Genomic DNA, 14,469 nt, shown 5'->3' with positions numbered 1-14,469 from the left:
GCCAGATCCCCTACTCGCGGTGGCGGTCGGTCGGCGGATTTTTGTAGAAACGGATAAGGACCACGGCACACGGCTGTAATCAATCGGCTGACGTGGCTTGGCGACAAACGTCAGCGCCTGCTCGGCCAGGTCCTCCGGCAGCGCTGCCCGTTCGCCCGTGGCTTGGGCTAGGTCCCAGCCGTGAGCGAGCAGACCATAGATGCGTATCTGAAGCCGCTAGGTACCGGTCGCGGGAGCCAAGTGGTCCCCGTTCGCTTAAGAGTGTGGCGAAGAACAAATTCATGCCGTTTGACGTGTGACCGGCTCGTGCACTGTCCAGTCGTAAGAAGGAGTTGGCGCCGTCCAATGTTGTTGTTGAATCCCGTCGATCAACGGGACTGAGTTCGGCGCAGCGGCGATACTGCCGGCCAGGTACGCCTTGAGGTCGCTTCCGCCGATGCCCTTGGCAAAGTGGAAGAATCCGGCGGCCCCGCCGATCGTATCCGCTGACGCGCGTCATCGGGGACGGTGATACCGGGATGCGAAGCGCGGTTGTACTGATCTGGAACGGCGTAACGAGCGGAGCGAAATCAGTCCTTGGCCAGGATTAAAAGCCTGTGGCGAAGGGGAGGGGATCCAAGCCACGGACTTGGTGGGTTCGAACTTTTTAAAACGGCAACGGAAGATAGTTCAACGGTGGCCCTCACCGGGTGGCACCCACTGCCGCCCAGGCCTCATTTTTGCGGTCAGAGAGTTCCTCGCGGGCTGACAAGGCCTCGTGCTGACTGACGGCTCTAAAAGTCGTGGCTGTGCCCGGTGCCGCTCGGGCTACCAGATCCATGTCTGCGCTTATGACTGTGGCGACCATGGCATAGCCGCCGCCTGACACAGCATCTCGGTGCAGAATGATGGGCTGAGTGCCGCCCGGAATTTGGATAGATCCGACAGCGTAGCCGGCATCAACAATGTTGGATGGGTCTGACCCTGCGCCAAAGGGCTGCTCGCGGTCCTTCCACGTCACACCTGGACCTGAGTAACGCAATCCCATCCTGTCTGCCACGGGTGTCACCGTCCACTCGCCGTGGAGAAGGTTGTCCAGCCCTTCGACGGAGAGACGGTGGTCGTACAGGCCCAGGACAATGCGGACCACCTGTTCCTTAGTAAATACCGGCCTGAAGTTTTCCGGGACAGCTTCGACGGCGGACAGCGTCCTGTTGTTAATCGGATCGCCGATGGCAACTTCGTCTCCGGTCTCTAGCTTTCTGCCTTTAAATCCGCCAATGACGCCGAGACTGTAGGTGGATCGACTGCCAAGTACCTCGGGAACGTCGATACCGCCGCTGACCGCGATGTAGTAGCGGGTCCCGCCTTGGATGACTCCGAAGCTGAGCTCATCGCCGGCGTTAAGGCGCAGCCTGGTCCACTGCGGTCGTGGCATGCCGTTGACCTTGATATCCACCGGTGCTCCGGTGATGGCGATGACAACATGGTGATCGGTGATCAGCGCGGGGCCGACGTAGGTACATTCGAGAACGGCATCCTGTACCGAGTTGCCCACGAGTGCGTTGCCGAGTTCAGCTGAGTACTGGTCCATAGAACCGCTTTGCGGGATACCGACGTTGTAGTGACCGAAGCGTCCCTGGTCCTGGACTGTTGTTGCCAACCCCGGTGTTTTAATTCTAAATGCCATTGAGGGCCTCCAAGAGTTCCCGGTTGTACCGTTCGGGGTTTGCCAGAGCCTTGGAAAGGTCAAAGGTCACGGGTCTTTGGCGGTACCGGAACGTTCCGGCAGAAATCTGTCTCTGGATGCTGTTGTAGTCGGTTTCTGTAACCGGGCTGAATTTGACGATATCCCCCGGCCGAAAGAAAACCATGAAGTCTTTGAAGTCTTCCAGGGCCTGGGCCGGATCAAAGATCGGTGCGGCAGCCACGCCGAACATTTGGTACCCGCCTGCGCCGCGCACCGAGTAGATGCAACCAAAGCAGCCGCCGTGGCCCACCGTCAGTTTGGGCGTATCGGTACGTGGGCTCAGGTACTTGGGGACTTGGAGCTGTTTTTCCCGCTCGACCAGTTGAAAGAGGAAGGGTAGCCCGGCGACGAAGCCAACCATGGATACGAGCCAGGGCTGGCTGTGATGGCGTTCAATAAATTCGGCGGAGTCTTTGAGGTTGTTGACCTTGGCAGCAAACTCGACGTCGGTCCCTTCGGGTTCCTGATGGAATCCGTCACGAAAGCGCTTCTCCACCTCAGCGGTGAAGGGATCGCCGTACCAGACTGGGACCTCAATGATCCGGGTTTGGAGCGTCTGCTCCTGATGATGGGTCAGGTCGCGTTCGATCGCACGGACGGTCTTTTCAAGGGTGTGCGGTGGGAGGACGTCGGGATCGAACCGCACCAGAAGCGAGGCATTGGCAGGACAGATGTCCACAATCCCGGGGAGGTTGGAGTCCGAGAGCCTGGCGGCGAGTGACATAACCTTGAAGTTGGCGGCCAGGCTCATGGCCTCTGAAACCTCGACGAAGAGGAATTCATCTGCTCCCCATGTGTAACGCGCCTCCTGCAGGGCCAATTCCGGGCCGCTCATTGCGCCTCCATTAGGTCGGCCGTTGTTTCTATGAACTTTGAGTGGTGGGTGACAGCTGCGAATTCGGGGCGCGCCAACAGCTTTTTGTGAAGCCCGATAGTGGTTTTGACCCCTTCGATCCGCGTCTGGTCCAGCGCATTGAGCATTTCCTTTATGGCGGCTTCACGGGTATCCGCGTAGAGGATCAGTTTGGCAAGCAGCGAGTCATAATACGGGCTGACCACCGACCCTCGCTCCACTCCCGCGTCGACTCGAATGCCTGGACCGGTGGGCCAGTGCAAGTCCTTGATCAGGCCAGGGCTGGGGAAGAAGTTGTGGTCCGGGTCTTCGGCGTTGATGCGGCATTCTATAGCGTGGCCGACGAGACGGATGTCGTCCTGCCTTAAGGACATGGTGCCGGTGGAGGCAATCTGCAGTTGTTCGCGGACCAGATCGATGCCGGTGATTGCCTCGGTGATTGGGTGCTCGACCTGGATACGTGTGTTCATTTCGATAAATGCTGCTTCCTGGTTCTTGGGGTCATACAGAAATTCGACGGTTCCGGCCCCGCTGTAACCGCATCCGCGGGCAAGTTCCACGGAGGACTCCCGGATGATTCGGCGCACCGCGTCGGGAAGGTCCGGTGCCGGTGCTTCTTCGATAACTTTCTGTGAGCGTCTCTGCAGGGAGCAGTCACGGTCTCCGAGGTGGATAAAGCTGGTTCCGTCGCCGAGAATCTGCACCTCTACGTGCCGTGCATGTTGGACGAAGCGCTCCAGATAGACGGTGGGATCACCGAAGACGGAAGCCGCTTCGCCACGCGCCATATCGATTGTTTCAAGAAGCTCGTCTTCGTGGTCGACGAAGCGGATTCCTCGGCCGCCGCCGCCTGCGGATGCCTTAACCACGAGCGGGTATCCGATTCCGCGGCCAACTTCGACGGCGTCCGCGGCCGGATCCAGCGGGCCGTCCGATCCGGGGAGAACAGGGACGCCGGCCTTACGGGCCGATTCCCTTGCCATGGACTTGTTGCCCATCATTTCTATGGCGGCGGCGTCCGGACCGACCCAGATCAGGCCCGATTGAGCTACCTTGCGGGCGAACGCGGCGTTCTCGGAGAGGAAACCATAGCCCGGGTGGACTGCCTCGCAACCGGTCTCCAGAGCTGCGGCGAGAATCGCGTCCTGGTTCAGGTAGCTAGCAGTCGCGGGAGCCGGACCGATCAAGACAAAATGGTCGCAGGAACGTGCAGCGAGGGAATCAGCGTCGGGTTCGCTAGCCACGAGGACTGTTTCAATACACATTTGGCGGGCAGTGCGGGCAATCCGCACGGCAATCTCGCCGCGATTTGCGATCAGCAGTTTCTTCATATCTATCCTTCATGGATGACAATGATTGCATCGCCCGGGTTGACCATTGCGCCGTCATCGACCTCGAAGGACTGGAGGACGCCGGCGACGTCAGACTGGATTTCAGTGAACTGCTTCATGATTTCGACAATGCCCACCGTCTGTCCAATCACGATGGTGTCCCCTTCGTTGGCGAACGGAGGCTTGCCCGGACCGGGCTTGCGGTAAAAAATTCCCGGCAGTGGGGAGACGATGATTGCCATGTGGATTCTCGCTTTCTCGAAGGAGTTTAGATCAACGTGGACCGAGGACGGCGCGCACGGCGGAGGCCACGGCGGTCGAATTGGGTGCGTCGGAGTGGACGCAGACGCTCTGGAAGGGGATGTCCAGCTTAGTGCCGTCAACGGCGAGGACACGCTCTCCGGCCAATGCCTGGCTGACGCGCTCGGCCGCCGCGACCGGATCAGTGGGGGCCGGACGACGCTGAATTAGGAGCTCGCCAGTGGGGCCGTAATTGAGGTCAACATAGAGCTCGGGCACAAAGTCCACGCCCATGGCCCGGCAGACGATTTCGTGCGCAGTGCCGGCCAGACCGTAGAAGGGGACACCGAACTGCAATGCCGTTGAGGCGGCCGCCTGCATCAGTTCCTCGTCGGCAGCGAGCATGCCGTAGAGAGCGCCGTGCGGCTTAATGTGGTTAAGTTCCAGCCCGTGCTTCTTGAGGAAGGCAGCGAGCGCTCCGGTCTGGTAGAGAATGATTGACCCGACTTCTTCTGGGCTGAGCACCATTCGACGGCGGCCGAAGCCCACCACATCCGGAAGGCCGGGATGGGCTCCGACCGCCACACCGTGCGATGCCGCGAGGGCAACGGTCCGGTTCATGACGTCGGGATCACCGGAGTGATATCCGCAGGCAACGTTGGCGACGTCTATGATGCGCATGAGTTCCTCGTCATTGCCGAACTCGTGAATGCCCAGCCCTTCGCCCAAATCGGAGTTCAACGTCACGTGGGAGTGAGTGTCGGTGGTCACAGTGGCTTGCATGGAGGCAACGTTACTCAACAACTGGCCTTGCGGGAATTGTGCAGGCCGCTGAATCTGGTGGGCTGGATTATCGTTATTGCACTAATCGGCGGTTAATCCCGTGTTCCAGGAGGCTTCCGCGCCCGTTTCGGGCCGGCGCGGAGCATGGCCTGCCGCTGCTGGAACTGCCGCCGGAAGTTCCCTTTGCGTTGGTCATGAGGCACGTTGAGCAGGTCATCGCCTCAGAGCGGTATGAGGAGCTGAGGCGAGGCTGGGAACTGGCACGCCTGCTGCATCGCTCGGGGAGGCTCCGGGGCTTTGGTCATTGCCGCAAAAGTGTCGCGCTGATTGCTCGGGCGCTGCTTTCGCGGACACAAAGAGTGGGTTTCAACCTGATGGGTTCGACGCGTTCCCCGTCAAGAACCTGTTTCAGGAGCTGCACTGCGGTTCGCCCGATATCGAGCATAGGCGAGCGCACTGACGACAGAGGGATGGGCAGCTCCGCGGCCAAGGAGGTGTCGTTAAAGCCGACGACGGCCATGTCGCGCCCGACCGTTAGGCCGTGGGAACGCAATGCTCCCATGGCTCCGATCGCTGCGAAGTCATTGACGGCGAAGAGGGCAGTGGGACGAGGATTGCATGCGTTAAGGATGTTTTCAGCAGCTTCCCGTCCTCCGGCGGTATCGAACCGCGACCACACTACGGCTTGCTGTGAGATTGCACCGCCAAAGGACTTCCATTGATCAACGAAGCCGGCCGTCCGGTCTACGGCGGTGCTGGCATAGGGCTCGCCGGCGATCACGGCGACGTTCCGATGCCCGCGGCTCCACAGGTGGTCGGCCGCAAGCTGGCCTCCGAGCACGTCGTCACAGGTGGCCGACGGGTGGCCGGGGACGCGGCGGTTCATGAGGACAAATGGAACCTTGCGGGTGCGTAGTTCCTGCAGCAGGACGTTGTCCAGATGCGCATCGCCGATGATCAGCCCGTCCACCCGGCGAGCCAGCATCGTGTCCGTTTTCCGTCGTTGTTCCACCGGGTTGTCGCGGGAGTTCATGACAAAAGTGGAGTAGCCCAGCCCGGCGGCACCCTCTTCAATGCCCTCGTACATGATGGCCAGAACGAGGTCCGAAAGCCTGGGCACTATTACTCCCAGAAGGTGGGTGCGCCGGGTCCGCAGACTAGTGGCCTGCGGATCGGGGGAGTAGCCGAGCTTGTGCGCCAGGTCACGAACTCGTTTGGCCGTCGCCACGGACGCGGCTCCCCGCGCCACTTCGGTGCCGGAGTGAAGGATCCTGGACACGGTCGATGGGTGAATGCCGAGCTCATTCGCAAGATCCTTCAGTGTGACCGTCCGGCCCCCTGCCGTGCTGTCGTTCAATTCGTTCCCCCAGTCTGATTTCGAAAAGCGCAACCATAAGATCTGCCGGCTGTCTTAGAGGCCCGCTCCGGGACTCTTGACGTGCCGCAGCTCACATTCTATAGTTGCTCCCAGCTTACCCAATCGATTGGGTAAGCGGTATTCGAACCCGCAACGGATGACCATGTGTCGTCAAACCAGGCGGGCTCAAGTACCAAAGCGTCGCAGGGGTCGGTTTTGGCCGCCTCCCCAATCGATTGGGGAGGAACGGCTACACAAGATCTACGGAGTGGAAATGACTGTCAACAACATTTCGGGGCCGCATGTGGTGCTCCTTGCCACGGGGGGGACAATATCCTCCCGCGCATCCGGGACCGGGGGAGCAGTGGCGTCGGACTCGGGCGAGGAGGTGTTCGCCAGCATGGCCGTGCGGCCCTCCCATCCGGTCCGTGTTGTCGATGTCTTCCGGAAGGGTTCCTATTTGCTGACCGTCGATGACATGGCCGCCATCAGCATGCGGATACAAGAGGCTCTGGCAACCCCTGAGGTATTGGGGGTGGTGGTCACACACGGCACGGACACCATGGAGGAGACAGCTTATCTTGTTAACCTCCTGCATGATGATCCGCGCCCGGTTGTGTTCACCGGAGCACAGCAGGCCGCCGATTCCCCGGTCCCGGACGGTCCGGATAACCTCTCCCAGGCTATCGCCGTCGCCGCGTCCCCCTTGGCGAGGGACAGGGGTGTACTCGTAGTTTTTGCCGGAACTATCTTCCCTGTAACGGGAGTACGTAAGTGCCACACAACGCAGCTGCGTGCCTTCGCCAATCCGGACTTCGGACCAGCAGGATCCGTATCCGCCGCAGGAGAAGTCCGAATGGGGCATGCGCCGGCCCGAATTGAACCTCTGCCTGCACCTGGGACGGCAGCAGGTTCGCCGCGGGTGGACCTCATCGCTGTCTATCCGGGCGCGGACTCCACACTTCTACGGGCGGCCCTCCAAGCCGGGGCCGCGGGAATTGTGCTCCAAGGCACCGGGATCGGCAATGCGAACCATGAACTTTGCAGGGGGATCGCCCAGGCCACGTCGTCCGGCGTAGTGGTGGTGACGAGCACCAGGGTGGATGCCGGCGCCGTGGTCCCACGCTACGGCGACGGCGGCGGGGAGGACCTTAGAGCGGCCGGGGCCATACCCTCCGGGCTGCTCAGGCCGTCCCAGTCACTGATCCTACTTAGTCTCCTGCTCAGACTCGGGACCCCTATGTCCCGCATCACAGAAGTCTTCGCCCGCCGCGGCGCGCTCCCATGACCGGTCTGCCGCGAAAAGACCACATTAAACAAAACGAAGTGAAAGGTTGACTCATGACCAAGGATATCCAAGTAGCGTTCGGTGTAGACGTGGACGCAGTTGCCGGAATGCTCGGGTCCTATGGGGGCGAGGACTCACCGTGTGACATCTCACGCGGCTTATTCAGCGGAGAAGTCGGCGGCCCTCGCCTTATCCGTATGTTCGAGAAGTACTCCCTTCCCTCCACCTGGTTCGTCCCTGGTCATTCCCTCGAAACCTTCCCTGAGCTGGTCAAAATGATCGTGGACCAAGGACACGAAATCGGAGTCCACGGCTACTCGCACGAAAATCCCATTGCGATGACCAGGGAGCAGGAGACCGCGATCCTCGACCGCTCGATCGAATTGATCGAAAAGGCCTCAGGGCGCCGGCCAACGGGGTATGTGGCACCCTGGTGGGAATTCTCCCCCGTGACCAACGAGATCCTGCTCGAGCGCGGCATCAAATACGACCACTCCCTCATGCATCGTGACTTCGAGCCCTATTACGTGCGGGTGGGTGATAGCTGGAAGAAGATCGACTACACGAAGGCCGCCGAGACGTGGATGGAGCCGCTGGTCCGCGGTGAGGAGACCGATCTGGTGGAGATCCCGGCCAACTGGTACCTCGATGACCTGCCGCCAATGATGTTCATCAAAGCCTCCCCGAATTCGCACGGCTTCGTTAGCCCGCGTGATATCGAACAGATGTGGCGGGACCAATTCGACTGGGTCTATCGGGAAATGGATCAGGCGACCTTCACCATGACCATTCACCCTGATGTCTCGGGACGTCCGCAGGTTCTGCTCATGCTGGAACGCCTGATCGAGCACATTAACAGCCACGAAGGCATCAGCTGGCTCACCTTTGACCAGATCGCCGATTCCTTCCTCTCCCGCAGCCCCCGAAAGGAAACCACCAAGTGAGCACCATCAATCAGGCAGGGGTCGACCTGACCCCGCCAAGGGCGGATGAGAAGCGCCGCTTCCCCATCTTCTCCAAAAGACACACCACCATCGCCACCACCCTTGCCCTGCTGGCCTGGACCGTCGCCGTCTTCGACTACGGACTCTTTGGTACCCTCTTGCCTGCCATGCAGCAGGAATTTGGCTGGACGGCGCCGGAAGCGTACGCGATCAACACATGGATTGCCGTCGGTACCGCCGTGGTCTGCTTCGCCATCGGCCCCGTCATTGACCGGCTTGGACGGCGCAAGGGCATGATGGTCACGATCGGAGGCACCGCCGTCATCTCCGGGCTCACGGCAGCCATCCCTACCGGTATTCCTTTCCTCAGCAACGGACTGCTCGTGCTGATCCGTTCCTTCGGTGGACTGGGTTTCTCGGAACAGGCAGTCAACGCGACCTACATGAATGAGGTCTACCAGGTTACCGAGGTCGCCGATAAGCGCAAGCGTCCCGGATTCCACTACTCCTTTATCCAGGGCGGCTGGCCGCTGGGCTTCCTGCTCGCAAGCGCCTTGGCACTGGCTTTCCTGCCCTCCCTGGGCTGGCGTGCCCTCTACCTGATGGCCACCATCCCGGCAGCGATCATAGTCTGGGTGATTTCCCGGAAATTGAAGGAAACGCCCCAGTTCGAGCTACACCGCAAACTTACCGAACTGGAAAAACACGGAAACCCGGATGACGCCCACGCCTTGGCCCGCTCCTACGGGGTAGAACACTCCTCAGCGGCCCCGCTCAAGCGCATCTGGGAACCGCACCTGCGCAGGAACACGATCGTGTTCTCGCTCGCGTGGATCATCAACTTCTTTGGCATCACAATCTTCAGTGTCCTGGGTAGCTCAGTGCTGAAGAACGCCAAGGGCGTGCAGCTCTCCGATGCCTTCTGGATGCTGATCATCATCAACCTGCTCGCCTACTTCGGGTACGTCTTTCACGGCTGGATCGGCGACAAGATCGGGCGCAAGCGCACGATCATCGGAGGCTGGATCATCTCCGGAATCTGCTTTGCGGTTATGCTCAGCCCCATCGCCACCAGCCCCTTCATGATTATCCTCACGTATGGTGCCGGACTGTTCTTCCTCGTCGGCCCGTACGCTGCGATCCAGTACTTCATGGCCGAGTGCTACCCGGTCAGCTGCCGCGCCACGGGCACCGCCTTCATCGGGGCGATGAGCCAACCGGGGACTATCATCGGCGGAGCCCTGTTCACTGGCCTTGCCGCCGGTTCGGGCACCGGAACCGCAGCACTTTGGGTCGGCGCCCTTGGAACCTTGGTTTCTGGCATCCTGATGTTCGCCGCGAAGCCCCCGGTCGAGGCAGTTCTGGAGGACCACCCCCATGAGTGAGCCCAAAGTCGCCATCGTCACCGGTGCAGCCAGCGGTATCGGCCGGGCATCGGCTGTGCACTACGCGCAGCGAAACATATGCACTGTTATCGGCACCTTTTCCGGTGATCCGCACGACCCGGAGGAAACTCTCCGGTTGGTCAGGGAAGCGGGCGGCCAGGCAGTGATCCACGAGGTCGACGTCCGTAACACACCTTCGGTCGACGCTTTCGCCCAGCGCGCCATCGATGAATTCGGCCGGCTGGACTTCGCGGTTGCGAATGCCGGGATTCTTCGCAATGCGGCATTGGCGGACCTGTCTGACGAGCGCTGGACAGACATGCTTGACGTTGACCTGACCGGAGTGCTGCGAACGCTCCGCGCCGGGGCCCGGCACATGGGGGAGGGCGCGGCAATGGTCGCCATCTCATCCATTGCCGGCGGGGTCTACGGCTGGGAAGAACACGCCCACTACGCCGCCGCTAAGGCTGGCGTGCTCGGCCTGGTCCGCAGCGTCGCCGTCGAACTCGGCCCGCGCCACATCCGGGTCAACGCCGTCATCCCCGGCCTGATCGAAACACCCCAGTCACTCGACCCGGTTAACTCACTGGGACCCGAAGGGCTTAAACAGGCAGGGAAAGACATCCCCTGGGGAAGAGTCGGTCGACCGGAGGAAGTGGCCTCGGTGATCGGATTCCTCACCTCCGCCGATGCCGGCTATTTGACCGGGCAGGCACTGGTCGTCGACGGCGGGCTTACCGTCAAAATGCGGGCGTGAGGGCAGGGGAAGAAATGGCAGAACCAACATCCGTCTCGTTCGAGGAGGGCCGCTCGGTCGTCGTTACCGGGGGAGCGAGCGGCATAGGGCGGGCAATCGCGGAAGCGTTCCGAGCCAATGGCGACCGGGTGGCTGTCCTGGACCGGGCCGCCGGACCCGGTGTGATTTCGGTGGATGTCGCAGACGAAGGGAGCGTTCGCAGCGCATTCGCGATCGCCCGCCAGCAACTGGGCCCGATCCAGGTGCTGGTCAACAGCGCCGGTCTGCTTACCGAATCGCCGCTGGCAGACATGACGCTGGCGCAGTGGAACGAGACGCTCAGTATCGACCTAAGCGGCGTTTTTTTGTGCTGCCGCGAAGTCGTGCCACAGATGCGCGAGCAACAATGGGGCCGCATCATTAACATTGCCTCGCAATTGGCGCTCAAGGGCGGAGTCGGGCTCAGCCACTACAGCGCAGCCAAGGCCGGGGTCATTGCACTGACCAAGTCCCTCGCACTCGAACTCGCGGCTGACAATGTCCTGGTCAACGCCATTGCTCCCGGACCTATTGAGACACCGCTCGTCGAGGGCATCTCCGAAGGCTGGAAGGCTGCCAAACGCGCCGAACTGCCACTAGGCCGGTTCGGACAATCCTCCGAGGTGGCCCCCACTGCGCTGCTGCTGGCCAGCGACCCGGGCGGCAACCTCTACCTCGGGCAGACACTGGGACCAAACTCCGGCGACGTCATGCCCTAAAAGATAAGGAAAAGCCTATGTGCGGAGCCTGCGGAAGAGCTGCCGTCGCGGACCCGATCCTAGGATCGGTCCGGACAATCCGGCAACACTTAATCGTCGCCCAAACCGTCAACGCCCTCTGCCGCAAACTTCCGGGTGCTGCCAAAGTAACGGCGGTGGCCGACGGCTGGACAACCACCTCTGCCACCGGCGGGAGCAGTCATTGCCGAACAGTAGGGGAACTATGGCGCACTGTCATCGGAGGGCTAGAAAGTTCAGCTGCCCTCTTGGCCGTCCTGCCACCACCGGGTGCCAACGCGGCCGGCGCCGAGGAGAGTGCATTGGCTGCCGCAGTTATCCGTTCAGCCCGTGACGAGACACAGAAAAAATATCGCTAGCCCGTCCATAGGGCAGAACGGTAGCGCCAGCCAGTGGGCAGTGCACTGGGGTTTGTCGGGCCGCCGTGATGGCCCTGTCACCGCATCAACGACCGCCCGCGTATGTCTCCCTCAAATTTTCTGGCCCGTTCGGCGGTAGGCGCCCCGTCGTCGTCTGGGCTACTTTGAACCGCGGCACGGTCGCCCTGCACACTCTGCCGAAGCGCATGATGACGCCCGTAACCCGGCGCGCGAAAGGTTCCGGGTTCGAGCCGGGAGAGGTGGGGCGGCGCTTGGCTGTCCCGGTGAACCTTAAGACGTGGTTTCTTGGACGTCGGCTTGCGTCGTCGACGTGGCCGGCCCGCGTTTGCTGTTGGGCATGGCGACGACGGCGATGACGGTCAGCACGGCACTCACCAATACCGACACGAACACGGCGGTGGAAGCCGAGACGATGGTGTGCGTGTTTAAGCTGCCGTTCGGGGTCCCGGCGTAGATCGCATTCGCTACGGCGCCAAAGACGGCGACTCCCAGCGCGCTGCCGATCGATCGGGCGAAGAGATTGGTGCCGGTGACTACTCCGCGTTCGTTCCATTCCACGCTCGATTGGGCCGCGATGAGCGTTGGGGTGGCCACCAGACCCAGACCCAAGCCGACAACGAAGCAACTGGCGGCGACGACTATGACGCTGGGCCTGGGCGCCGTGAGGGCGAGTACGGCGACTCCGGTGACCGTGAGTGCGATGCCAATCAAGGCCGTCCGCCGGAAACCGATCCGCAGGTATAAGCGCCCCGCCTGTGAGGCGCTGATCGGCCAGCCGAGGGTCAGAGCCGCCAGGGACAGCCCGGCGAGAATCGGCGACGTCGACAGGGCGCCTTCGAGGAAGGTGGGAACGTAGGAGGTCAGGCCAAGCACGATGGCGCCGACGCCGAAGGAGATCAGCGCCGTCGTCGTCAGGAGCCGTCGCGACACTACCCAAGGCGGGAGCACCGGTTCGGCGGCGCGGCGCTCAACGAGCAGGAACGCCGCGAAGGCGGCGGCTCCAATGGCGAACACTGCGATGCTGATCGGTGAATTCCAGGACCAGCCCTGCCCGCCCTGCAAGGCTCCAAGAATGATCAGGCTGAGCGCGATCGTGAGAAGAACTGCTCCGGGGTAGTCCACTCGGTGCTTGGTACGGTGGACATCCTCGTGGAAGGTGCGGATGAGCATCCAGCCGGCGAGGAGGCACAGCGGGATATTGATTAGGAAGATCCCCCGCCAGAAGCCAAGAGAGGAGAACACTCCGCCGAGAGTTGGGCCGACGACCGAGGAGATCGCCCACACGCTCGCGAGGTAGCCTTGGACCTTGGCGCGCTCCGCCAGGGTATAGATGTCGCCCGCGATGGTGATGGCCATCGGCTGGACGGCGCCGGCGCCAAGGCCCTGCAGCACACGAAACGCTATCAACGCGGGCATGCTCCAAGCCACCCCGCACAGGATCGAGCCGAGCAGGAAGAGACCGATCCCGCCGAGAACGATCGGTTTGCGGCCGATCATATCGGAGAGCTTGGCATAAACGGGCACGGAGACAGCCTGCGCGAGCAGGTAGGCGGAAAACAGCCAGGGAAACGCGGAGAAGCCGCCGATGTCGTGCACGATCGACGGCACCGCGGTGGCCACTATCGTTGAGTCGATGGCGACCAGGCCGGTGGCGAGCATCAGGGCGATCAGGATGGGCCCGCGTTGAGAGCGAAAGCCAACCCCCGCGGTGGTCGTTGTCGTCACATGATCTCATTTCCGTCGGCGCCTACAGCGCGTACTCCGCGGAACCGGGTGTCGGCTCCATAACTCTAACCGCGGACCGGCACGGATTAGTCCCGGCTGCCACAACCGCGCCGCTTTAAGGGTGGAGCGCCAGAAACTTCTTTGCCCGCACTGTGGCAATGAGGCCTTGACCGCGGTAGATGAGCGCCGCCATGGCGTAGCTCATCGGAGAGTCCGCGGGCGCTCCGGGCTCTGCAGAGTAATGCACCTGAGGCACTATCACTTTCCATAGTGGCCGTCCCAGAGCATAACCTTTACCGGACGTCTAGTTGAATCCCAAGGACCTCCCGGGTTGCCGTTGCCCCGCTGCGGTCATCCTCAATGTGCCGCATGCCGATCTTTTCTGCGACACGACGAGAGGCTGCGTTGTCTGGATGGATGATGGCGACGAGCAGTTGAACGTTGAGCTCATGGCGGGCGAAGTCCTTGGCCGCTGCTGCCGCTTCAGTGGCGTAACCCTGACCTTGTGCGCTCACGAGCAGGTGATAGCCGACTTCCAGTTCCATGCGGCCGTTGACTCCTTGCCAGGTCAGGCCGCAGTCTCCGAGAAACTGGCCATCATGGGTTTCCACGATCCACAGGCCGTAGCCGAGTTCGGCGTAGTTCGCTTCGTTCCAGGCGATCCATTGCGAAGCCTGGTCACGTGTTTTGGCCGCGGGGTAATACGTCATGACGGCCGGGTCGCTTAGAAGCGATGTCATGTTGTCGAGGTCTGCTGGAGCCATCTGACGGAATCGAAGCCGAGGGGTTGGTTCGGGAAGCACTCACAAAGCATACAGACGTCCCTTGATTTGAATCCCGAACCTCACTCCTGTGTGATCGCGCATCGTTATCGACTGAGTCCGATCACTTCCACGGCGAAGAGCCAGCCCCCGGAACACAGGGATTGCCCTTCCGGTGGAC

Annotated in this window: 14 protein-coding genes; 5 read left to right on the top strand and 9 right to left on the bottom strand. The window is 61.6% G+C overall.

Annotated elements, in window-relative coordinates:
* Positions 1 to 682: 682 nt before the first annotated feature.
* The 6 genes from OS914_RS14975 to OS914_RS14950 all read right to left on the bottom strand — a co-directional run bounded on the left by OS914_RS14975 (position 683) and on the right by OS914_RS14950 (position 6,215).
* Positions 683 to 1,669 (bottom strand): 5-oxoprolinase subunit C family protein, encoded by a 987-nt coding sequence (locus tag OS914_RS14975; protein ID WP_267546862.1) that lies wholly within the window; start codon positions 1,667 to 1,669, stop codon positions 683 to 685.
* Complete coding sequence (locus tag OS914_RS14970; protein ID WP_267546861.1) at positions 1,659 to 2,564, bottom strand: 5-oxoprolinase subunit B family protein; 906 nt, start codon at positions 2,562 to 2,564, stop codon at positions 1,659 to 1,661. The genes OS914_RS14975 and OS914_RS14970 overlap by 11 nt, the downstream gene beginning before the upstream one ends.
* Positions 2,561 to 3,913, bottom strand: coding sequence for an acetyl-CoA carboxylase biotin carboxylase subunit (locus OS914_RS14965; protein ID WP_267546860.1), 1,353 nt, complete (start codon positions 3,911 to 3,913; stop codon positions 2,561 to 2,563). The genes OS914_RS14970 and OS914_RS14965 overlap by 4 nt, the downstream gene beginning before the upstream one ends.
* Before the next feature lie 2 nt (positions 3,914 to 3,915).
* Positions 3,916 to 4,155 carry an acetyl-CoA carboxylase gene (locus OS914_RS14960; protein WP_267546859.1) on the bottom strand — a complete coding sequence of 80 codons (240 nt, stop codon included), beginning with the start codon at positions 4,153 to 4,155 and terminating at the stop codon, positions 3,916 to 3,918.
* A 31-nt stretch (positions 4,156 to 4,186) separates the two neighbouring features.
* Positions 4,187 to 4,936, bottom strand: coding sequence for a 5-oxoprolinase subunit PxpA (gene pxpA / locus OS914_RS14955; protein WP_267546858.1), 750 nt, complete (start codon positions 4,934 to 4,936; stop codon positions 4,187 to 4,189).
* A 301-nt stretch (positions 4,937 to 5,237) separates the two neighbouring features.
* Positions 5,238 to 6,215 carry a LacI family DNA-binding transcriptional regulator gene (locus OS914_RS14950; RefSeq protein WP_420713966.1) on the bottom strand — a complete coding sequence of 326 codons (978 nt, stop codon included), beginning with the start codon at positions 6,213 to 6,215 and terminating at the stop codon, positions 5,238 to 5,240.
* Between the two features lie 352 nt (positions 6,216 to 6,567).
* On the opposite strand from OS914_RS14950, the gene OS914_RS14945 reads away from it, so the two are divergent.
* The 5 genes from OS914_RS14945 to OS914_RS14925 are packed head-to-tail and all read left to right on the top strand — an operon-like array spanning position 6,568 to position 11,404.
* Positions 6,568 to 7,581, top strand: a complete 1,014-nt coding sequence (locus OS914_RS14945; RefSeq protein ID WP_267546856.1) for an asparaginase — start codon at positions 6,568 to 6,570, stop codon at positions 7,579 to 7,581.
* Between the two features lie 53 nt (positions 7,582 to 7,634).
* A complete protein-coding gene (locus tag OS914_RS14940) occupies positions 7,635 to 8,525 on the top strand; it encodes a polysaccharide deacetylase family protein (protein ID WP_267546855.1) in 891 nt (296 codons plus the stop codon).
* Complete coding sequence (locus OS914_RS14935; RefSeq protein ID WP_267546854.1) at positions 8,522 to 9,910, top strand: MFS transporter; 1,389 nt, start codon at positions 8,522 to 8,524, stop codon at positions 9,908 to 9,910. Before OS914_RS14940 ends, OS914_RS14935 begins: the two co-directional genes overlap by 4 nt.
* Positions 9,903 to 10,667 carry an SDR family NAD(P)-dependent oxidoreductase gene (locus tag OS914_RS14930; protein WP_267546853.1) on the top strand — a complete coding sequence of 255 codons (765 nt, stop codon included), beginning with the start codon at positions 9,903 to 9,905 and terminating at the stop codon, positions 10,665 to 10,667. The genes OS914_RS14935 and OS914_RS14930 overlap by 8 nt, the downstream gene beginning before the upstream one ends.
* Positions 10,668 to 10,681: 14 nt before the next feature.
* Entirely contained in the window at positions 10,682 to 11,404 is a 723-nt protein-coding gene (locus OS914_RS14925) for an SDR family NAD(P)-dependent oxidoreductase (protein WP_267546852.1), read from the top strand.
* A gap of 668 nt (positions 11,405 to 12,072) precedes the next feature.
* Here the strand turns inward: OS914_RS14925 and OS914_RS14920 are convergent.
* The 3 genes from OS914_RS14920 to OS914_RS14910 form a co-directional block, all read right to left on the bottom strand.
* Positions 12,073 to 13,461, bottom strand: coding sequence for an MFS transporter (locus OS914_RS14920; protein ID WP_267546879.1), 1,389 nt, complete (start codon positions 13,459 to 13,461; stop codon positions 12,073 to 12,075).
* A 181-nt stretch (positions 13,462 to 13,642) separates the two neighbouring features.
* Positions 13,643 to 13,774 (bottom strand): hypothetical protein, encoded by a 132-nt coding sequence (locus OS914_RS14915; RefSeq protein ID WP_267546851.1) that lies wholly within the window; start codon positions 13,772 to 13,774, stop codon positions 13,643 to 13,645.
* 46 nt (positions 13,775 to 13,820) lie between these two features.
* A complete protein-coding gene (locus OS914_RS14910; protein ID WP_267546850.1) occupies positions 13,821 to 14,330 on the bottom strand; it encodes a GNAT family N-acetyltransferase in 510 nt (169 codons plus the stop codon).
* Positions 14,331 to 14,469 lie beyond the last annotated feature (139 nt).

Source organism: Arthrobacter endolithicus, from assembly GCF_026627425.1.
Taxonomy (GTDB): domain Bacteria; phylum Actinomycetota; class Actinomycetes; order Actinomycetales; family Micrococcaceae; genus Arthrobacter_M.
Note: the sequence above shows the minus strand (reverse complement) of the source record. Positions and strands in the feature narration are given on the sequence as shown.

Bases quoted from the DNA above. Each gene is read 5' to 3' on its own strand.
- OS914_RS14940 (WP_267546855.1), top strand. From the start codon at position 7,635: ATGACCAAGGATATCCAAGTAGCGTTCGGTGTAGACGTGGACGCAGTT.
- OS914_RS14925 (WP_267546852.1), top strand. From the start codon at position 10,682: ATGGCAGAACCAACATCCGTCTCGTTCGAGGAGGGCCGCTCGGTCGTC.
- OS914_RS14965 (WP_267546860.1), bottom strand. From the start codon at position 3,913: ATGAAGAAACTGCTGATCGCAAATCGCGGCGAGATTGCCGTGCGGATT.
- pxpA (WP_267546858.1), bottom strand. From the start codon at position 4,936: ATGCAAGCCACTGTGACCACCGACACTCACTCCCACGTGACGTTGAAC.
- OS914_RS14960 (WP_267546859.1), bottom strand. From the start codon at position 4,155: ATGGCAATCATCGTCTCCCCACTGCCGGGAATTTTTTACCGCAAGCCC.
- OS914_RS14930 (WP_267546853.1), top strand. From the start codon at position 9,903: ATGAGTGAGCCCAAAGTCGCCATCGTCACCGGTGCAGCCAGCGGTATC.
- OS914_RS14920 (WP_267546879.1), bottom strand. From the start codon at position 13,461: ATGCTCGCCACCGGCCTGGTCGCCATCGACTCAACGATAGTGGCCACC.
- OS914_RS14945 (WP_267546856.1), top strand. From the start codon at position 6,568: ATGACTGTCAACAACATTTCGGGGCCGCATGTGGTGCTCCTTGCCACG.
- OS914_RS14975 (WP_267546862.1), bottom strand. From the start codon at position 1,669: ATGGCATTTAGAATTAAAACACCGGGGTTGGCAACAACAGTCCAGGAC.
- OS914_RS14970 (WP_267546861.1), bottom strand. From the start codon at position 2,564: ATGAGCGGCCCGGAATTGGCCCTGCAGGAGGCGCGTTACACATGGGGA.